Below are 18,378 nucleotides of genomic sequence, written 5' to 3'. Positions count from 1 at the left end.
CCCCTGATATTATTTTTTGACGGACTCCAAGGCCTCTTGGGTAAACACGCGCAGACCCAGGTCTTCGCGGAAACCATGAATTTCACTGACGTCCAGCGCCCGCATGAATGACAGGATTTCCGGACTGATGACCTGACCGGGCACCAGAATCGGGAAGCCTGGCGGATAGGGAATAATGAAGCTGGACGAGACAAGCTCCTCACCCGCTTCAAGCCGCGCCATCAGCTTGTCATCGGTCGGAATATAGTCGCAGTTGTCCTCGTCATAAGCGAGGAAAAACGCGGTCCGGATATCTCCTTCGGGCGTATCTGATCCATCCCTGAAGGCATCGTGGAACCGGCTGAAATCCGGCAACGGCGGCACGTCTTCGACCAAAGCCTGGACCCGGTTTTCAAATGACCTGCGTTCCATTTTCGAGGCATCGTCCAGAAGCTCGTCCAGGTCATTGGCAATTTCGACCAGCACTTCGATCAGGTATGCGACCGAGGATCGGGTTGTCCCGATATTGGTCATGAACAGCACGGTGTTCCGCGACGTCTTGTTGATCTGGATGCCATATTTGTCCATCAGGATCTTGGTCTTGAACGTGTCGCCGTCCCAGCCTGTTCCACCCACGGCCAGCGTTATGCGTGTCGGGTCCAGTACAAATTCGTCCTGGCTCCACATCGTCCACTTTTCGACCCAACCGTGATCAGGATCATAGTAAGCCTCGACGCCGCTCTCCCGGAACTGTTCCGGAATCATTTCGCCGGCAGTCACCACCTTGAAATACTTCTGCAAAACCGGATGGTCCGAGATGGCGCGCCGGATCGACATGGCTGTCTCGATCTGCTTTTGCACAAATTCGAAACCTTCCAGTTCGACCTGTCGGCGCCCCACGTCCAGAGAAGCGATGATCTGGTAGTTTGGTGAAGTCGAGGTGTGGGTCATGTAGGCCTCGTGGAAAGCCTGCTCCACCTCGCCTTTGAAGTCCTGATCGTTGACGTGAATCATCGACCCCTGCCGCAATGACGTCAGAGTCTTGTGGGTCGATTGCGTGGCATAGACGCGGACGCGGGCATCGGGTGGCGGAACCAGCCGGGTCTCGAGCAGCTTTTCGTGGCTCGCACTCTCAAGCTTTTCCTGCTGGGCCGCCCAGGCGCTGGCCGCTTCCGGCGTGCGCAGCGTTTGCCGCAACACGTTTGCAACCCCCATGGCGGTACGCTGGCGGTAGGTCGGGTCAAACCGCGCAAAACCGAACCAGGCTTCGTCCCACAGAAAGATCAAGTCCTTCTTGATGGCCAGACACTCTTCCATGACACGCTGAACATTGTAGACAACCCCGTCGAAGGTGCAGTTGGTCAACAGCACCATCCGGACGCGATCCAGCTTTCCGGCATCTTTCAGCTTCAACAGGGTGTGCTTGATCTCTTTCAGCGGCACGGCACCGTACATCGAGTGTTCGTGCAGCGGATAGCTGTCCATATAGACGACGCTCGCCCCGGCCAGAACCATGCCGTAATGGTGCGATTTGTGGCAATCCCGGTCGACCAGAACAATGTCACCGGGTCGAACGACCGACTGAACAACGATCTTGTTGCACGTCGAAGTGCCGTTGGTGGCAAAGAACGTGTGTTTCGCCCCAAAAGCGCGGGCGGCCATGTCCTGCGCTTCCTTGATCGGGCCGCGCGGTTCCAGCAGGCTGTCCAGCCCGCCCGAGGTCGCGGATGTTTCAGCCAGAAAGATGTTCGACCCGTAGAATGCCCCCATGTCCTGAATCCAGTGCGAACGGCTGATCGATTTGCCGCGGCTGATCGGCATGGCGTGGAAAACACCTGTTGGCTGTTTCGAATATTCCTTCAGGGCCGAAAAAAACGGCGTTTTGAATCTGCGATCGACGCCGCGAAGGATGTTGAGGTGCAGTTCCTGAAAGTCTTCCTGATTGTAAAAGACGCGTCGGCAGCGGCCCAAATCCAGCCCGGCTATATCTTCGGCAGAACGGTCTGTGACAAGATATGCGTCCAGTTCGGGTCGGATCTTCTCGATAAGCCGACAGGCTTCAGGTCCGTATTCATGCGGGTCGAGACCGTCAACATCCTCGTCCTCGCTGACACGCGTCAGGTACTGATTCAGGATCGGAAGATCGATCTTCGACTTGAGCGACAAGCCCGGCCGGATCACCACGGCCTGAACGTTGTAGTTGAACAGAACCCCGATCAGGGCGTCCTCCAGCGACGGAACAATGACCGGTTCATAAATGAAGGAATCTTCCAGCCGACGCATGCGCAGCAGGTTTTGCCGCAGGAATCTTTCCTGATGTTCAGTAACGTCATCGACGATCAGCACCTCAAAATATGGCCGCCCCAATGCACGGGCTTCTGGCGCAAGCGAGGCTTCGTCTTCATAGTCCTCATTGTCTATTTCATCGGAAGACAGCGGAATCGACCGCCGCCTGTAAGCGCCCGACGTCAGCGCCCGCGCAATACGACGAACGCAGATCGACAGATCCTGAACATTGCCATTTTGCAGAAGACGCCGCAGATGCTCGAACGCGTGGATTCCGGGGAACGCCCAGTAAAGCTCGATCGGTTCCAGAACATCAAACAGATGCTCCGCCGTCGCCATCAGCTTCTGGCTCTGGCGTTTTTCCCGGCCATGAAGGGCGAGGCCTTCAGCGGCCTCTCGTAAGGCGCTCCATCGATCAGCGCGAAGTTGCGTGGCGCTGTAATAATCTCGTAGGGACGGCAACTTCTTCTTCTGCGAGTGCAAGTTCAATACCTGCCTCCTTTCTGTCGCGTCCGGATCAGTGCCGCCTCCTGATCCGATTAATCCGAACCCGTCTTTCCGTGTAAGACAGAAAGGTTAGGCGGCGTCAGCAAATCTCTTTCCGCTTCTTCAATCGAAGTTCTGGGGTCGGATGCCAGCAAACCGCGATCCGAGCCCTGCCGGGGAATTTCCAGCGGTCCGAGCGTGTTCAGGTAAGCATCGGCACCGCTTGTGCGATCATAAACCGTGAAATCCGCGTCGCGATCCCGGAAGCTCTTGAGAACTTGCCCAAGTCCCTTGAGACCGGTTTCCCGTTGACGCCGCACCTGATCCAGATCGATTTCGATCGGGAACATGTCTTCCTGTCCGGCGGACTGGTGCAACACCGTTGCTGATGGGTCGACCACCAGCGAACGACCGACGCCACCGGCCCCCAGGCCATTCACGTCAATGACGTAACACTGAAACTGCGCCGCGGTCGCCCTTGCAATGGCAAGTTCCGCTTCGCGGTCAGTGGTCCCGGTCAGGACCGGGTGAAGAAGAACCTCAACACCCTGACTGGTCAGTTGCCGTGTCGTTTCCGGGAACCAAATGTCATAGCAGATGGAAAGGCCAAAGCGCCCGACATTCGGGACATCAAAAACACAGAAATCAGTCCCGGCCGAAATCCCGGCCTCATACGGGCGGAAGGGAAACATCTTCGAATACTTGGCAACAATTTCGCCGTCGGGATTGATGACGACAGACGTGTTCAGAATACGCCCATCTTCGGTTTTTTCGAACATCGACCCGGGGATCAGCCAAATACCGAAGCGGCGCGCATCCTCCTGAAACTGCAATATTGCGTCATTCGGGAACGGCTGCGCGAAACGGTCCAGTGGCCCATAGGGCGCAAGTTCGGAAAACAGAACCATCTGAGTCCATGGAAACCGGGCCATCAGAATTTCAATACGATGGCGCATCGCCTCTACGTTCGAATGAAGCGCTGCGACGTGCATCTGAACGCCGGCGATCGCAAATGGAGTCATATTGGGCATCTCTCCCGAGAAAGCTGTCTGATCACCTTATTTTCAGGTGAACCCCGTTACCAGCCTGTTTTTTTGAGCACCCCAGATTTCTGTCGCAAACTGTTTGATCGCTGGCACTCGTGAACTTAGCCGATGAGTGATTTAGGGAATTGGCAAGGTGCCAGTCTGTTCGTGTCTTGCGTCCATGCTAGGGCTTGTCGCCAATCTGCCCGCCCTGCCCCGGTCGGAATGGCAGCGCGATGATCGACAATTTTCCGGTCATTCATGTCGTATCACCCGATTGGCAAAATAGGGCTCTGTTGCGAAGTTTCTGACTAAACGAAGAGTTGACACCGAACCCGCTGCCTATGCCGCCAGTTCTGCAAATTGACGAAACGGACAGATTCCGGGCGTGAGTTGACCTTTGCGGATCATGTGCGCCACTTCAATTCCATCCAACGTTGCCGCTGCTGATGCGAAGGCTTTGAACCCCAGCATCGGGCGAGTTCGTCTTTTGATGAAACGGTGGTCCTGTTCCACAATGTTGTTCAAGTATTTCCGCCGGACCATTTCAATTTGGACTGGGCAACCAAAGCCTTTCAACATCTTGTTTATGGCCTTGATGCCGGCTGTGTTGGCTCCGCTCTTGTCGATGACAATCTTTCTTGGAAGGCCGTTGACCTCCAGTGCCCGGGCAAAGAATTTGGTGGCGGCGGGTTTGTTTCGACGCTGCGAAAGCATGAAATCAAGCGTCTTACCGTGCTTGTCGACAGCTCGGTAGAGGTATACCCACGCCCCTTTCACCTTGATGTAGGTCTTGTCCACTCTCCAAGAACGATCGCAAGATTTTTTGCGGCGACGCGCGGCCTCGGCAATCGCGCTAGTGTATCTCTTCACCCAGCGGTTCAGTGTAGTGTGGTCCACCGAAACACCGCGCTCACCCATGATTTCCTCCAGGTCACGGTATGAAACACCATATCGAACGTAGAAGAATACTGCGAATAGGATCACATCTTTCGGATACTGTGCACCCTTGAAAGAAATCATGAACTGACTTTCGGCTGAATTACACCGGCCGCTATTCACTCTCTGCGTTCTTGAGCGTCAATGGCAAAAAGTTTGCAACAGATCCGTCGCGGTGCGGAGCGAATAACCGCAATTCGTCCGGAGCGCGGTGAGGAACGGAGATCGGATATACAGGGACGGGGCAAAGCTCCAATTCGCTGCTGAGCAGCATCCCGGCTGCAGAACGTCAGAAATGCGCAGAAAGCGAACTTTGCAAAGTCTCGCCAAGGCACCAAAATGGACGCTTATCGCTGTTTCGTATGCAGCAGGATAATTTCCTAAAAATGATCGTTAGTCTTCTGTGCCGCTGACCCAAGCCACCTTCAAGTTTGGATCGAAGAGCAACGGTTTCACCTCTACTTGCCTAGTTCTAAGCCAGACAGGCTCAAATTCTCTGTTGTCCGCCAAAGCATCAAGGCTTGTATCGTGCGTACTCGAAGCCCATATACACAAGGCTTACGTTTTTCTTTTTCGACCTGCTGTCTCCCCAATTCGGCGTTCAGTCTTTCGATTCAGACCGACCACGCCGAGTCGCCGCAATGATGCGGGCGGCAAGTATTAGGAGACCTCCACCATGGCAAATGGCACAGTAAAATGGTTCAACTCGACCAAAGGTTTTGGCTTTATCGAACCTGAAGATGGCAAGCGCGATGTGTTCGTGCATATCTCAGCACTTGAACGTTCCGGTATCAGCGAATTGAAGGATGGCCAGAAGGTTACCTTCGACGTTGAAGCTGGCCGTGACGGGCGCGAAAGCGCCGCCAATCTGGCACTCGCCTGACCTTTTAGGGCACCCTTTTCGGGTGCCCTTTTGAACAATGGGCTACTATACGCCGTTGGAGAACAAGTAAGTTGCAACCTAAAGAGTAGACGCGGGTGCTCGCGCAATACCGTGTGCCCGATGCAAAGCGCAGTGTTTATGAAATTGCGATCACCGTTGTCCCCTTATTCGCGCTATGGGCTCTAGCGTGGATGGCTTTATATTTTAGTGTCTGGATCGCAATACTACTGGCCATCCTGAATGCCGCATTTCTGGTCCGTATCTTCATCATTATGCATGATTGCGGTCATGGATCTTTCTTTAGAAGTCGCACTGTTTGCAATTGGACCGGTCGGGTTCTAGGTGTTCTTGCCCTGACACCCTATGACGTTTGGCGGCAAAGCCATGCGATTCACCACGCCTCAACCGGTAACCTTGATCGGCGTGGTATGGGTGACATCCCTACATTGACCACTGAAGAATAGCTCAAGCGGAAGTGGTTCGGGCGTGCCGCTTATCGTCTGACCCGGAACCCCGTCTTCCTGTTCGGTGTTGCGCCGATCTATACGTTCTTTATTCAAAACCGTCTACCTCTTGGTTTCATGCGTTCGGGCTGGCTGTACTGGGCAAGTGCGATGGGAACAAACGCTGCAATTGCAGGGATATTGGCCCTAGTTTTTTGGGCCGGAGGCATTGAGGTTTTAGCGTATGTTTTCCTACCAACCATGATTGTCGCATCATCGATTGGTATTTGGCTTTTCTATATTCAACACCAGTTTGAACACACGACCTGGGAACGGGAAGAGGGGTGGAACCTTCAGAACGCCGCATTCTATGGAAGTTCTCACTATGCTCTACCAGGCATCCTGCGGTGGTTCTCTGCTAATATCGGCGTACACCATGTTCACCACCTTGCCAGCCGCATCCCGTTTTACCGACTAAACGAAGTTTTGCGTGACCATTCTGCGTTAGAAAATTGCCAGCGTATTACTCTATATGAGAGCTTTCATTGTGCACGATTGCATCTTTGGGATGAAAAAAGTCAACGTCTGCTGACATTTTCTGAGGCTTTGTCGAACGCCAATTCCAATAGGCAATTAGTGTAGTCTGGCACGTACCAGATAGGCTTCGACCGTATCACCGCCCAAGGCGCGAATGGCCTCTAGTCGGTGAAGGCCTTCAATTAGCACGAACCTCTTGTTGTCCGAGCGTATCTGGATCGGGGTCTTCTGGCCGTTCTTCAGAATATCTTCGGCCAGCGTCAGAACTTTTTGTTGATCAAGCGTTTTCGCCCGTTTCGCAGGAACATAGATCAGGTCGAGCGGATATGGTCTTTTTTCCAACATTAGCTACGTGGGCAACCTTTCGTGCATTTGTTCCGGTTCAGAGCTCGCTTCCAAAGCGGGGGCTGGAACGTACGTCATAGAACCGAGCGAACAGCGTCGCGCAGTTCCTGATGCATAATCCAAGTTGCTGGCTTATCGTCACTTTCGATGTGAGAAAATGCCAGGACCTGAGCGGCTCCATCATTCTGAGCCGATCCAGCTTCGGGTAGGTCCAGTTCCAGATATTCTGCGATCAATAGTCCGATTTTCTTGAAAACCTTGATGGAGGCCTCGCGCGATTTGTAACCAGCCGCCTGAGACAAGTGACCAATGGTCAGGCCGTCCTTGCCTGCGATTGTAAGTGCTTTGAGCATTGTGACCTGCGCAGGGGTGAGCCTGATCTGTCGCAGTGCCTCGGCATATTCTCTTTCGCTGGGAACGAGAGTGCCGGAGTTACCCTCCAAACGGCGTTGACCACTACGTTTCCTGTCTCGTTCACCGAGAATTTCTTTTAAGGCTTCGATGGCCAATGCTGGTGTTTCGCCGACTGCATCGGCAATCATTGTCTGCGTTTTAGCCGGTGGCTTGGGAAATGCGCGCGCAACGCTGTTACCGCTCAGGATGCCAGCCTTAATCAAGTACTTTCCAAATTCTTCTTCAATCACTCCTGCTACGTCAGCGTTCCGCGACTTACGAACACTGCGGTCCTGAAATGCTCTTTGTTCCAGATCACGAGCTGACATCTTTGAACCGGGAAGGGTTACTTGAGGGGCATTTTTGCGCATTAGAGAAACACCACCACAATTATGGCCGCAACAAACACCAATAACGCGATAAACATCTTCGCTCTGTAGGACCAGCGATGCGCCCTTTCGGCCTTGAGCATTTTGCCCAGGTTTTCGTCAATCGAGTTATGGTTCACGGCTTGATCCTTCCGAATTTGTCAGGCGATATTGATTTCCAGCAACCTATTTTCTCGGCAAATTTTCGGTGCACTTGTCGTTCTGTCTCGTGAACGGCCGATTACATTCCCAACCATCACCTCTTCGATTCAAATGCGCGTTTGAAGGGACAAGGATCGCAACGCACTTGTCCCGGTTTGCGCGAAAACCACGTTCGCATTTCCATCCGGAATAAGTTTCAGGCGCAAGGTATGCATGCAGTGGAACAGCCACAGGCTCACAGCCGCTCTCCGCTGCCCTGTAACCTCTGAGGCATACCCAACCATCCGAGTTTCCTCTGTCGCTCAGACGGCCGTTTTCTGGGACCTCTATTGCAACACAATCCTGGTTCTCCTTACGAAATCCCCAGTTGCAGTGTATTTCCTGCACGCCAAACCGGGTTTCGACGTACCCATTTTGAGGCGAACTCACTTCTTCACATTGATCTCCGACACGCTGGAACAGCCGATTGCACTCCCACTGATCTCCGGTTGATGCAAGATAGGCATTTTCAGGAACTCTTATTTCCTCGCAGAGTTCTCCGACATTCTGAAAACCGTGATTGCATTCCCAGCCGCTGCCATAGGCGCTACCCGTCAAAAATGCGTTTTCTGGCAAGTCTGTTATTTGGCAGGATCCGTTCTTGTTTTCGAAACCTTCGTCACAAACCGTTCCGTCGGCATTACCTGCGACCTGAGCAGGAAGCTGCGTTCCTGAGAGAATCACCAAAAGTGTTGGGAACAAACAAAGAATGCAGCGAGCAAACACGATGAATGAATGGTCGAAACCGAGCCTGAGACCTGATCTATCGGGCATCAAGCACGCAATATAAGAGCCATGTGCTGTTCATACGGCGCCTTCTTTCATGGGTCACGCGATGACTGGAGCACGTCAGGTGACAGTTGCGAATGCTTGCGAGGAACGAGCTCATAGCGAAAACCCCAGCGAAACCCGTTCCTAGGCTGAGGCTCATGCTACAATTAGTCTGAATGCCATTGGATTATCGTAACCGGCAGCATCGCGGCGGCGAGTAATTTTTTACCAATACACTCTTGTCGTTCCTAGTCTGTGAAGAGTCAAGGACGCACGCTCGTCAAGAAGCGCGTGCTGCGGAATGGTCAATTTTTGAGACCGGCGAGTTATTAGGTGGCTTTGAGAATAACTGAGAGACAAAATTCAGCGGGATACCACCTTTGAAACGGAGCTATTGGCAAACTGGCAGAAAACGATTTCCGTGATGCGCAGTACAACTGCACAAACGCATTGCGTTTAAAGTCTGCTTCAAAGGCCAATTTCGGGTACTAAGGCACAATGGCGAGACAGGAATTCTGGGCACATTGATACCGCAGTGTGATCGGCCCATTGCCAAAGTAAATTTCAATTCTGTTCCTGGCCTGACAACGAGACCAATCGTGTCCACGGCTGGCAAGCAAAACAAAGCGATCTGCACGGGTATCGTTCAAATCTGTTCCCGAAGACGAGTAACTGTTTCTTTTGGATGAGCATCCAGTAGCGCAAGGAGTTTATACGCTGGTCCTCCGGGGCGGCGGACGCCGCTCTCCCACAATTTGTAACCAGATTCGCTCATCCCGATAAGTTCGGCTATTTCCGCCGCGGTCAAACCTGCCTTTTCGCGGACCTCCAGCGGTGTAGCGAAGGGCTCGGAATTGGTGTCCGAACGGTTGCCTTGCGCCGGATCAACGGGCACAAGGCTGGAATCCGGTCCTGTCATCATCTGCTCCTTTTTTTGTCATTTGAGGCATGGCCGTAGGTCATGCCTGAAGTTCGCACTTGCGCCGATGTCAAAGTCTGGCGCGCAGTCGTTTTTCAACAGTGCCCAGCCTGCGGGTGGTCTGAGCCATATCTGTCCGGAGGGTCCGGATTTCATCAAGGACGCCCTGAATATCCTCCGATCCGGAAATGGTATCGGTCGGTTCAAGCACACCTTCTCCCTCACCGCTCAGAAGCCAAACCAGAGAGACCCCAAGAATGCCGGACATCATCTGCGCCTTGTTTGCACGTGGCTCGGTACGATCTTCTTCCCATCCCTGCACGGTTTTCAGTTTGACGCCCAGGCGACTGGCAAGCTTCTTTTGCGAGTATCCAACGGCTTCGCGCGCGGCGACGATCCGGTCGCCCAGAGTTGCCGCTTCATCACCGTAGTATGAGGTGTCGTTTGATATAGTCGTGGCTACGTTCATTCTGCTCTCTCACTTTAGTTGAAAATGTCGTGGCGCGGTCAGACCGCGAGATCATTGCGATCCGCAAGACGGATCGTCACAAGATTGCTGCATTCATGGCGGCGATATGGGGTCAGTGCCTGCGTGATTAAGGGCTGGATATCCATCCGGGATTGCTGCGACCGCGCAAACCGGCGGAAACAAGCCCAGGTTCGCTCGTCGTTGGACGCAATTACGGTCTGAACACGGGTGACATCGGTGCAGACGTCCCGACGCATCACCTGCCCCAGCATCAACGACGCAAGACCCTTGTCCGCCTCATCCTCTGAAACGCCGACCTGCCAGATAAACAGGGTTTCCAGGTCATATGGCAGAACATAAGCCAGCATCGCTCCGACCAGGTTTCCATCCAGTTCCGCAATGATCGAGAATTCTTTGTAGTCATCAAAGGCTGCCAGTTCGCCCAGAAAACCACCTATAGCTTCCTGATCCTCGGTTCTGGCCAGCGAAGACACCGCTGCGCCGTCTTCCGGTAAAGGGGGACGCAAAACCGGAATAGGTTGTTCGAACAACTCCAAAGAATGCTGCATGTACCGCTCCATCAATAAACTTTGACTAGCTAAGTAACACAGGAAAGTCGAAACTTCAAAAGACGAAGCTATTTTTTACTAAAGCGTCGTAAATCTACTTCTATTAGTGATATTTTAATTAGTAGGACTAATTATTTCATTTTCCGTTAACGCTTGAGAAATCAATGCAATTTTGACAATCTCACTCCATTCGAATGCGGAGTAGATACATGGATCGTATCGACAGCAGCCTTGTCGCCCTGCGCCGAATCCTGCGCGCCACCGAGATGTCCGGCCGGGAACTGGCGCAATCCGCCGGGCTGACTGCGGTCCAGCTTCGTGTGCTGCAAGTGATTGGCGAGACCGGGCAAACCACGGCCAAGGCGATTTCAATGCGCATGCATGTCAGCCAGGCAACTGTCACTGCGCTGGTGGACAAGCTGGTTTCGGGCGGCATGGTCGTGCGCGAGAAATCCATGACCGACCGACGGCAGACCAATATCCTGATCACCGATCAAGGGCGGAAAACCCTTGAGGACGCCCCTGATCCACTGCAACAGCTCTATGTGCAGCGGTTCAAGCAAATGGAGGACTGGGAGCAGGCAATGCTTGTTGCCGCGCTCGAAAGGGTTGCAACGATGCTAGACGCCGAAGACCTTCAGGCCGGCGCGATCTTGACAACCGGCGACTTGAACAAGGCGGAATAATGGGCCGGAATGACCGATCCTATTAGCGCACCTTTTTTTGTCGAGGCTTTTATCAAGAAAGGATTTGGCAGCTTAAACGAACCCGACGTCAACTTAGTCGATCTTTCATTGCCACGCATTCATTGCGGGCTAGCAGACGATATCTCCTTTTGGAACGACACTTCCTCTTTGGACTTCGACCGGCCCATCATGCTTACCGCCGGTATCGGCAGCTCTAAACCTAACATGTCAGTTAGTCGCTGCGCAGCAAGTGGCAGGTTCAGAATGCCTGGGCCTCCAGACAGCGACAGTTGCAGCCGCAGCCTGGCATCGTCTGTGAATTGCCTACTGCAATTGCAGGTTTTCGGCGGAGGTCTTGCCGCGCATCCTGTCTTCTTTCAGATCGAAGCCGACCTTTGCACCTTCTTTCAGGCTGTCGAGGCCGGAGCGCTGAACCGCGCTGATGTGCACAAATGCGTCGCCGCTGCCGTTATCCAATTCGATGAAGCCGTAGCCTTTAGTTTCGTTGAACCATTTTACTGTTCCGGTCGTCATGAGATTATCCTTTCAATGACATGTGCGCCCGCCGGGATTAGTCGGGGCTGTTTGCTACGCTCAGGCAGCAGGTTGGGTAAACTCACCAATGTTGGAGAGCATTCGCATAAGACCGTCCTGCGCTTGGGAGGGGTCGATCTGGTGTTGTCGGTGTCCGTTTCGCTGGTGCGTCGCGTGGCCAACGGTTCGCGGCTTTGGCGAAGGTGCAAGATTGGCAACGCTGGGCTTTTGCGGTTTTGCATTGCGACCGCGTTTCGCAGGTTCGGCTTGCATTTCATCGCCATTTGGCAGCCTGTTGCCGATCAGCCTTTCAATATCCTGCAGGAGGGGCATCTCTTCACGATCACACAGTGAAATCGCGGTGCCGGTTCTGCCCGCGCGGGCGGTCCGGCCAATGCGATGCACATAGGATTCCGGCACATTCGGAAGCTCATAATTCACCACATGGGATACATCGTCGATGTCGATGCCCCGTGCGGCAATATCGGTGGCAACAAGGACGGTGGTTGATCCCGACCGGAATCCTGCCATGGCACGTTCGCGCTGAGGCTGGCTTTTGTTCCCATGAATGGCAGCTGAGTTGATCCCGGCTGCAATCAAGTGTTTGCAGACATTATCGGCACCGCGTTTGGTGCGTGTAAAAACGACCGCGCGGTGAACAGCTTTGTCCGACAGAATGTCTGCCAGGACACGGCGTTTGTCCTGCTTGGCAACATGTCTGACGCTCTGCGCAATCCGTTCAATCGGCTTTGAAACAGCCGCTACCTGAACCTCTGCCGGATCGTTCAGGAAATCATCGGCAAGCTTTCTGATCTGCCCCGGCATTGTTGCCGAAAGAAGCGCAGTCAGTCGCTTTTCAGGCAGCTTGGCCATGATCTTTCGGATGCTGGGCAGAAAACCCAAGTCCAGCATCTGATCGGCCTCATCCACCACGATGGCCTTGGTCTGAGACAGATTGATGACGCCTGTGCCAAGATGATCCAGCAAGCGACCAGGCGTTGCCACCACAATGTCCACACCGCCGCTGAGAGCCTTGATCTGCCCGCCGGGGCGTACGCCACCGACGACAAGTGTCGCCGTGATCAAGCTGAACTTGCTGTAAGCGAGGATGTTGTCCACGATCTGCGCCGCAAGCTCACGCGTGGGCGTAAGGATCAGGGCTGTGCACTGTTTCGGAGCGGGTTTTGATCTCTCACGCTCAATCCGATGCAACAGGGGCAATACAAATGAGGCGGTTTTTCCTGTGCCGGTCTGGGCAATACCGATCACGTCGCGCTTAGATTGCAGCAGCGGAATGACCTTGGCCTGAATGGGCGTAGGGGTCGAATATCCTTGAGCCTTGATGGCCTTCAGGATGGGCTCGGCAAGGCCGAGGGTGTCAAATGTCGTCAAAAGCGTTTGGTCTCGTGCCATAAACGCGGTTCACCGCTATCGGCACTTGGTCTCTCTAATCTACTGGGAAGCTCGTATGAAATAGCCGCCGTCGTTTCGTTGCTCTCAAGGAGCTATTCAAGACAACGATCTGGGGATCACGGGCGAGAATACTTTACCGCTGATTTGTTCATCCACACGCGGCGTTGCGCCTCACCTACAGGGCAAAGGTTAAGAAAGCAACAACTCATTCATAGAGCAGACATTTGCCAAGGTTACGTTTGTCGCAAAGCCGGAATAGCAAAGTCTTGGATTGAATGTCCGGTTTGGGCTGATAGTTCTACTCTAGGGGGGGGCGCGCAAAAAAGGCCGCTCGAAAGCGGCCTGATGGATTACACCACGGTGGCTTCCGCGATGGCGAGCGCGTCTTCGATGTCTACACCCAGGTAACGCACTGTACTGTCCATCTTGGTGTGACCAAGCAATAGCTGCACGGCTCGCAAGTTACCTGTTCTACGATAAATCTGCGCCACTTTTGTGCGTCGCATTGAATGGGTCCCATTTTGGCTGGGATCAAGCCCAATCGAAGCGACCCATGACTGAACCAACCTCGCGTACTGACGAGTAGAAATATGCAGCCGATACTGAAACCGTCCCGGCCACAAGTACTCGGATCTTTTCATTGCAGGTTGTTTCAACCATCTCAGAAGCGAGTTTCGTGTACCACTGCTAATTTCAAAGCGAACTGGTTTCTGTGTCTTGCTTTGGTTGACTGACGCTCGTTCCTTTACTTTTCCCGCAGTAAACACGTCTGCGACTTTCAGGCGAACTAGATCGCAACCACGGAGCTTACTATCTATTGCTAAATTGAAGAGTGCTAAGTTCCTATGATCTTCTGAAATTTCTAAGCGAACGCGTATTGCCCAGACATGCCTTGGCAAAAGCGGGCGCTTCTGGCCAATAACCCGACCTTTGTTCCACGCAGATCGGCCAACTCGAATGACGGGTAGATTTAAAACTTGCATGACGAATACTCCACACCGCCACGCACAACCTCATCGCCCACACAGTGTCAGCGTCTATTGGTTACCATGCTTGGTCTCCGTCATGAATAATCTGACTTTGTCGAAGCCCGACCAGCGCCACAAATATGCGATTTGGTGTAGGGCGAATAGCAGAACTATGGATTCAATAGATCAGGGTGGATAATCTTCGGTGTAGGGGAGAACGGGAGTGGAACGCCGCCTTACCACTATCTTGAGTATTGACGTCGTGGGCTACTCGCGGCTGATGGAACGCGATGAGGCATCGACGCTGGCTGCACTAAAGTCGCATCGGCTGGAACTCATTGAACCCTTTGCGGCGAGTTTTGGCGGCAAGACAATCAAGCTGATGGGTGATGGTGCACTGCTGGAGTTTGAAAGCACCGTACAGGCAATGAAATTTGCCGTTTCTGTACAAAACGAAATGCTTTCTCGAAACTCGGACGTTCCAGAAAGTGAAAGAATTGTTTTTCGGATCGGCATAAATATCGGAGATGTGATTGCCGAGGACGGAGACATATATGGTGATGGCGTCAATGTCGCTGCCCGCCTTGAAGGTTTGGCTGAGCCCGGAGGTATTTGCATTCACCGCAGCGTGCGGGATCAGGTGCAGGACAAACTGGATCTGAATTTCGAGGATCTGGGTGAGACCGAAGTCAAGAACATAGAGAGACCAGTCCGAGCCTTCGAAGTCGTACTGGATGACAAGGCCAAGGCTTTGGCTGTATCGGAGCCAGTTGCGCATACGAAACCACACATATCCAAATGGGCGCTAACTCTGGTCGGTGCAATATGCATCTGCTTGGTGCTGGTTGCGGTAATATGGTGGCGATCCAGAGATGTGGGCCCCCTGACCGACCAAGAGGAGTTGGCGCTTGCCATCCCGGACGAACCTTCCATTGTCGTTTTGCCCTTTGAGAACCGCTCACCAGTTGAAGAGGTCGGCTATCTGGCGGAAGGCTTTGGAACAGCGATCACGACGCAGCTTTCGAAGTTTCCACAGCTATTTGTGATCGCTGGTTCGACTTCGATTACCTTTGCCGACAGCGCGGTCAAACCATTGGAAATAGGCCGAGAGCTAGGTGTGGGATATGTCCTTTCAGGTAGCATGCAGAGCGTTGGCGCGAATATTTCAATCAACTCAACACTCATAGAGACGGCATCGGGGCACGCTCTGTGGTCGGAGCAATATGATGTTGGGATCGAAGAACTGTTTGCTGCTCAGGCCGACCTTGTTCGGGAAATCGCATCCACGCTGAAAATAGTAGTTGAGGAAGAAGAAATCGCGTCGCTGAAGAAACGGCCGACCGATGATCTAGAAGCTTATGAGCTGTTTCTGAGGGCTGTCGCCAAAAGCAAACTGTTGAATACTGCAAGTCGGCAAGAGGCAATAGAACTTCTGGAGCAAGCCATTGTTCTCGATCCAGACTACCTTTCTACCCATATTGAACTGAGCGGCCGTTATCTTGGCCTCTGGCGCTTTGGTGGGTCGGACGATCCAGAAACCGCGCTGAACAAAGCCCGTAGGCACGCACAGCGTGCGTTAGAACTGGATCAATCGGACTATCGCGTTCAACACCGCTTGGGCCAGCTACATTTGTTTGCTGACCACGATCATCAACTTGCATACCAGGCATTTCAGCGGGCAATACGGGAGAACTCCAATGATCCTGAGGTTCTATATGGTATGGGCTTTCTACGGTCGCTTATGGGTGAGCCAGCCGAAGCGATTGAGTGGAACAACAAGGCAAAAAAGGTCAATCCGCGTTATCCCGGCTGGTACAATTTTAACGCGGCCCTTTCTCATTTCCTCATCAGAGATTACGAACAGGCAATTCTGCTGGCAAAAACCGGTATCTCAACTTATCCAAAGTCGCTTCCTCCGCGCCGTATCTTGGTCGCAACCCTTGCTGAAATGGGACGTCTGGAAGATGCACAGGTTGAAGCAAAGAAATTACTCGAAATCCGGCCGGACTTCCGTGTTTCTACACACAGAAACACACCCTTTATGCATACTGAGGACCAGGACCGGTATTTTGGTGCGATGGTTGCTGGTGGATTGCCCGAATAGAAAGATTTTCATATCCCCGAATACTGGCTTTATGCGCGGTTTCCACTTTTGGTAGCATCGTTGCATGAACGGACCAATCCGCTCCTCGGGATCAACAAAGTTCGCTGATGAATGTCTGGTTTGGGCTGCGACCCGCCAACCATGTAAACCGCAGAAAACGGCAATATTGTCTGACATCAGCACCTTTGGGCCTGATTGAAGGATTTGCATAACGGAAGGTTTCTGGCTCATCTGAACCGTTAAGGAATGAAGATGAGACGGAAAGTTGACAAGCGGCTACTTGCGTACCTGTAGTTGATCGAAATCGGGTTTAGGGGAGCACTCAAACCATTTTCAGAAGATAGGTTCGCATCGCTTCGGACTTGCCCTTCAGAAAGATCTCGCTTGTTTCGAAGTTGAGCGTTCGAGAACTTAGTTTGTTGTACACACATTCTGAAAGGAGGATTTCATTTTCCGAAGCTTGGCTTTGGAGGCGGGCAGCCGTGTTCACAACATCGCCAACGGCAGTAAAACTTCTGGATGAGCCGGTTGCCATTTCCCCGACTTGCGCAACGCCCATATTAATACCAATCCCAACGCTCAGCATGCTGGGTTCAGACTTTATGCTATCCAACAGGCGTTGCGCCGCCCGAAGCATTACATCTGCCGTTCGTTCCCTAAGCGACGCCATCTGAACTGGATAAATCGCCATGACCTGATCTCCGATAAACTCGATCAAAGCATCGTCACGGGCAATTTCTTTTTCCGCAATACCATAGAACCGAGTTAGCATGTCGGCGGCTTCGGCTGGCGAATGCTGTTCGGACCAAGGCGTAAAGCCTCTCATGTCGGCAAATAGCAAACCCACCTCGGCATCAAGTGTTTTTGTCGGCAAGCCTTCAAAACAGCTTCTACAAAAGTTCGGGTTTTCTGAGGAGGGTTTAATACCGAAAACTCTGCCAAAACCTCGAAATGGCACAAGGCATAGACGGCACCTGGGAGACGCGGGGAGCAATCGAGTGAACCTCCGTACGCGTCCCACGAAACCGCTCTGACAAAGACTGAACGCAAGTGGCTGATCGTCCGAAGTCAGCTTTTTGATCAACCAAGCGTCATGATTGTAAATTAATACCGTAAAACCAATAGCAAGGCCGAGAAACAAAAGGGTTCCTGCGAGTATCGAAAACTTGAGCGCCACGTAGATCGCCGCTGCCAAAAACGCGATCTGAAAGGTTAAAACACCTGCTTCGATGAGTCGGGCGTTTTTCATCATCAATCCGATTTGTAGATGTCCGGCAGACTACCATTTTTGGCGATTCGCAAAAATATGGGCAGTCTCAATTGCGTCCAATAGGAACATACGTCGTTTCTGTTTTTGTGAGAGCACACTGTCGATCCAGTTGATTGCGGTGGTACAGATCCTCACGTATCTGCGTTCGGTGGAAACCGTGAAAACACTTGGTGTATGCCCGGACAGTGCTGAAGAATTCGTTCAGGTCCGGTGTTTCAACAGTCAGAGGTTTTTTGATTGTGACCAGAGCGTCCGCCAAACAAGCAAGCATACCAGATTGAATTTCGGCGTTTCTTGGAATGGCAAACCTTTCTGGCGTAAGCTCCACCAATGGAACGTCGACTTGCCGCTATCATGGCCGCCGATGTGGTTGGCTACTCACGCTTGATGGGCGCAGACGAGGTTGGCGTCTTGAACGCTCTAAAAGCACTTCGTTCGGAGCTGTTCGATCCGCAGCTCGAAAAACATCATGGTCGCATCGTTAAGTTAATGGGTGACGGAACGCTCGTCGAGTTTGCTTCGGTCGTTGATGCAGTGAACTGCGCGACTGATATCCAAGCGGAACTGACAAAGCGAAACGGAGACCTGCCTCCTGAAGAGCGGCTTGAACTGAGGATAGGCATAAACCTTGGCGACGTGATGATCGACGGCGATGATCTTTACGGTGACGGTGTCAATGTCGCAGCACGGCTTGAGGAGTGTCCGTCGTCAGGGATTTTGGGACAGATGGCGCTCTGATCTAAGAGAGGATGTGGCTCATCTGGTTGGTTTGATTATGCGGCGGATTTGC

General features: G+C 52.8%; 18 protein-coding genes and 1 pseudogene. 5 read left to right on the top strand and 14 right to left on the bottom strand.

All coding sequences use genetic code 11. The annotated features are described in order from the left end of the window. Positions 1-9 precede the first annotated feature (9 nt). From ACR0CG_RS05455 to ACR0CG_RS05445, 3 genes are all read right to left on the bottom strand, one after another. Positions 10-2,754 (bottom strand): aminotransferase class I/II-fold pyridoxal phosphate-dependent enzyme, encoded by a 2,745-nt coding sequence (locus ACR0CG_RS05455; RefSeq protein ID WP_480523204.1) that lies wholly within the window; start codon positions 2,752-2,754, stop codon positions 10-12. A gap of 50 nt (positions 2,755-2,804) precedes the next feature. Next, positions 2,805-3,773: a carbon-nitrogen hydrolase family protein gene (locus ACR0CG_RS05450; protein WP_170682689.1), complete on the bottom strand. Its 969-nt coding sequence runs from the start codon at positions 3,771-3,773 to the stop codon at positions 2,805-2,807. 345 nt (positions 3,774-4,118) lie between these two features. Further along, entirely contained in the window at positions 4,119-4,799 is a 681-nt protein-coding gene (locus ACR0CG_RS05445) for an IS6 family transposase (RefSeq protein WP_480523202.1), read from the bottom strand. A 592-nt stretch (positions 4,800-5,391) separates the two neighbouring features. Here ACR0CG_RS05445 and ACR0CG_RS05440 point away from each other — a divergent pair. Together ACR0CG_RS05440 and ACR0CG_RS05435 are read left to right on the top strand one after the other, a co-directional pair. Beyond that, positions 5,392-5,598 carry a cold-shock protein gene (locus ACR0CG_RS05440; RefSeq protein WP_170766031.1) on the top strand — a complete coding sequence of 69 codons (207 nt, stop codon included), beginning with the start codon at positions 5,392-5,394 and terminating at the stop codon, positions 5,596-5,598. 191 nt (positions 5,599-5,789) lie between these two features. Next, positions 5,790-6,683 (top strand): annotated as a pseudogene (locus ACR0CG_RS05435) (fatty acid desaturase). On the opposite strand, the gene ACR0CG_RS05430 reads toward ACR0CG_RS05435, so the two are convergent. From ACR0CG_RS05430 to ACR0CG_RS05400, 7 genes are all read right to left on the bottom strand, one after another. After that, positions 6,675-6,923, bottom strand: a complete 249-nt coding sequence (locus ACR0CG_RS05430) for a ParB N-terminal domain-containing protein (RefSeq protein WP_170678917.1) — start codon at positions 6,921-6,923, stop codon at positions 6,675-6,677. The pseudogene ACR0CG_RS05435 and the gene ACR0CG_RS05430 sit on opposite strands and share 9 nt — an antisense overlap. Positions 6,924-6,997: 74 nt before the next feature. Continuing rightward, entirely contained in the window at positions 6,998-7,687 is a 690-nt protein-coding gene (locus tag ACR0CG_RS05425; RefSeq protein WP_480523199.1) for a hypothetical protein, read from the bottom strand. Next, on the bottom strand, positions 7,687-7,824 hold the full coding sequence (locus tag ACR0CG_RS05420; protein ID WP_170712025.1) for a hypothetical protein: 138 nt from the start codon (positions 7,822-7,824) through the stop codon (positions 7,687-7,689). The genes ACR0CG_RS05425 and ACR0CG_RS05420 overlap by 1 nt, the downstream gene beginning before the upstream one ends. Before the next feature lie 46 nt (positions 7,825-7,870). Continuing rightward, a complete protein-coding gene (locus ACR0CG_RS05415) occupies positions 7,871-8,659 on the bottom strand; it encodes a hypothetical protein (protein WP_480523198.1) in 789 nt (262 codons plus the stop codon). A gap of 643 nt (positions 8,660-9,302) precedes the next feature. Beyond that, a complete protein-coding gene (locus tag ACR0CG_RS05410; RefSeq protein WP_480523196.1) occupies positions 9,303-9,578 on the bottom strand; it encodes a helix-turn-helix domain-containing protein in 276 nt (91 codons plus the stop codon). Between the two features lie 67 nt (positions 9,579-9,645). Beyond that, positions 9,646-10,044, bottom strand: a complete 399-nt coding sequence (locus tag ACR0CG_RS05405) for a helix-turn-helix domain-containing protein (protein WP_480523195.1) — start codon at positions 10,042-10,044, stop codon at positions 9,646-9,648. A gap of 38 nt (positions 10,045-10,082) precedes the next feature. Beyond that, on the bottom strand, positions 10,083-10,613 hold the full coding sequence (locus tag ACR0CG_RS05400) for a GNAT family N-acetyltransferase (protein ID WP_480523193.1): 531 nt from the start codon (positions 10,611-10,613) through the stop codon (positions 10,083-10,085). Between the two features lie 209 nt (positions 10,614-10,822). On the opposite strand from ACR0CG_RS05400, the gene ACR0CG_RS05395 reads away from it, so the two are divergent. Next, positions 10,823-11,299 (top strand): MarR family winged helix-turn-helix transcriptional regulator, encoded by a 477-nt coding sequence (locus tag ACR0CG_RS05395; RefSeq protein ID WP_480523191.1) that lies wholly within the window; start codon positions 10,823-10,825, stop codon positions 11,297-11,299. A 324-nt stretch (positions 11,300-11,623) separates the two neighbouring features. Here the strand turns inward: ACR0CG_RS05395 and ACR0CG_RS05390 are convergent, their stop codons facing one another. The 3 genes from ACR0CG_RS05390 to ACR0CG_RS05380 form a co-directional block, all read right to left on the bottom strand. Next, positions 11,624-11,833 carry a cold-shock protein gene (locus tag ACR0CG_RS05390; protein WP_170329064.1) on the bottom strand — a complete coding sequence of 70 codons (210 nt, stop codon included), beginning with the start codon at positions 11,831-11,833 and terminating at the stop codon, positions 11,624-11,626. A gap of 60 nt (positions 11,834-11,893) precedes the next feature. Further along, the gene (locus ACR0CG_RS05385; RefSeq protein WP_480523190.1) at positions 11,894-13,246 is read right to left on the bottom strand and encodes a DEAD/DEAH box helicase; all 1,353 of its coding nucleotides are present in this window, start codon (positions 13,244-13,246) and stop codon (positions 11,894-11,896) included. Positions 13,247-13,596: 350 nt separating this feature from the next. Next, on the bottom strand, positions 13,597-14,229 hold the full coding sequence (locus tag ACR0CG_RS05380; protein ID WP_480523188.1) for a tyrosine-type recombinase/integrase: 633 nt from the start codon (positions 14,227-14,229) through the stop codon (positions 13,597-13,599). A gap of 208 nt (positions 14,230-14,437) precedes the next feature. Between ACR0CG_RS05380 and ACR0CG_RS05375 the strand changes: the two genes are divergently transcribed. Then, on the top strand, positions 14,438-16,318 hold the full coding sequence (locus ACR0CG_RS05375; protein WP_480523186.1) for an adenylate/guanylate cyclase domain-containing protein: 1,881 nt from the start codon (positions 14,438-14,440) through the stop codon (positions 16,316-16,318). Between the two features lie 322 nt (positions 16,319-16,640). Here ACR0CG_RS05375 and ACR0CG_RS05370 read toward each other — a convergent pair whose 3' ends face one another. Then, positions 16,641-17,567 (bottom strand): adenylate/guanylate cyclase domain-containing protein, encoded by a 927-nt coding sequence (locus ACR0CG_RS05370; protein WP_480523185.1) that lies wholly within the window; start codon positions 17,565-17,567, stop codon positions 16,641-16,643. Between the two features lie 351 nt (positions 17,568-17,918). On the opposite strand from ACR0CG_RS05370, the gene ACR0CG_RS05365 reads away from it, so the two are divergent. Continuing rightward, positions 17,919-18,326, top strand: coding sequence for an adenylate/guanylate cyclase domain-containing protein (locus ACR0CG_RS05365; RefSeq protein WP_480523183.1), 408 nt, complete (start codon positions 17,919-17,921; stop codon positions 18,324-18,326). Positions 18,327-18,378: the final 52 nt, after the last annotated feature.

Source organism: Ruegeria sp. AB8 (assembly GCF_056542605.1).
The sequence above is the reverse complement of the archived record's forward strand: the minus strand, read 5'-3'. Positions and strand labels throughout refer to the sequence as shown.

Excerpts from the sequence above, each read along its gene's own strand:
- ACR0CG_RS05445 (WP_480523202.1), bottom strand. The coding sequence starts at position 4,799 with ATGATTTCTTTCAAGGGTGCACAGTATCCGAAAGATGTGATCCTATTC.
- ACR0CG_RS05385 (WP_480523190.1), bottom strand. The coding sequence starts at position 13,246 with ATGGCACGAGACCAAACGCTTTTGACGACATTTGACACCCTCGGCCTT.
- ACR0CG_RS05390 (WP_170329064.1), bottom strand. The coding sequence starts at position 11,833 with ATGACGACCGGAACAGTAAAATGGTTCAACGAAACTAAAGGCTACGGC.
- ACR0CG_RS05380 (WP_480523188.1), bottom strand. The coding sequence starts at position 14,229 with ATGCAAGTTTTAAATCTACCCGTCATTCGAGTTGGCCGATCTGCGTGG.
- ACR0CG_RS05365 (WP_480523183.1), top strand. The coding sequence starts at position 17,919 with ATGGAACGTCGACTTGCCGCTATCATGGCCGCCGATGTGGTTGGCTAC.
- ACR0CG_RS05400 (WP_480523193.1), bottom strand. The coding sequence starts at position 10,613 with ATGCAGCATTCTTTGGAGTTGTTCGAACAACCTATTCCGGTTTTGCGT.
- ACR0CG_RS05425 (WP_480523199.1), bottom strand. The coding sequence starts at position 7,687 with ATGCGCAAAAATGCCCCTCAAGTAACCCTTCCCGGTTCAAAGATGTCA.
- ACR0CG_RS05405 (WP_480523195.1), bottom strand. The coding sequence starts at position 10,044 with ATGAACGTAGCCACGACTATATCAAACGACACCTCATACTACGGTGAT.
- ACR0CG_RS05410 (WP_480523196.1), bottom strand. The coding sequence starts at position 9,578 with ATGATGACAGGACCGGATTCCAGCCTTGTGCCCGTTGATCCGGCGCAA.
- ACR0CG_RS05450 (WP_170682689.1), bottom strand. The coding sequence starts at position 3,773 with ATGACTCCATTTGCGATCGCCGGCGTTCAGATGCACGTCGCAGCGCTT.
- ACR0CG_RS05440 (WP_170766031.1), top strand. The coding sequence starts at position 5,392 with ATGGCAAATGGCACAGTAAAATGGTTCAACTCGACCAAAGGTTTTGGC.
- ACR0CG_RS05430 (WP_170678917.1), bottom strand. The coding sequence starts at position 6,923 with ATGTTGGAAAAAAGACCATATCCGCTCGACCTGATCTATGTTCCTGCG.
- ACR0CG_RS05370 (WP_480523185.1), bottom strand. The coding sequence starts at position 17,567 with ATGAAAAACGCCCGACTCATCGAAGCAGGTGTTTTAACCTTTCAGATC.
- ACR0CG_RS05415 (WP_480523198.1), bottom strand. The coding sequence starts at position 8,659 with ATGCCCGATAGATCAGGTCTCAGGCTCGGTTTCGACCATTCATTCATC.
- ACR0CG_RS05395 (WP_480523191.1), top strand. The coding sequence starts at position 10,823 with ATGGATCGTATCGACAGCAGCCTTGTCGCCCTGCGCCGAATCCTGCGC.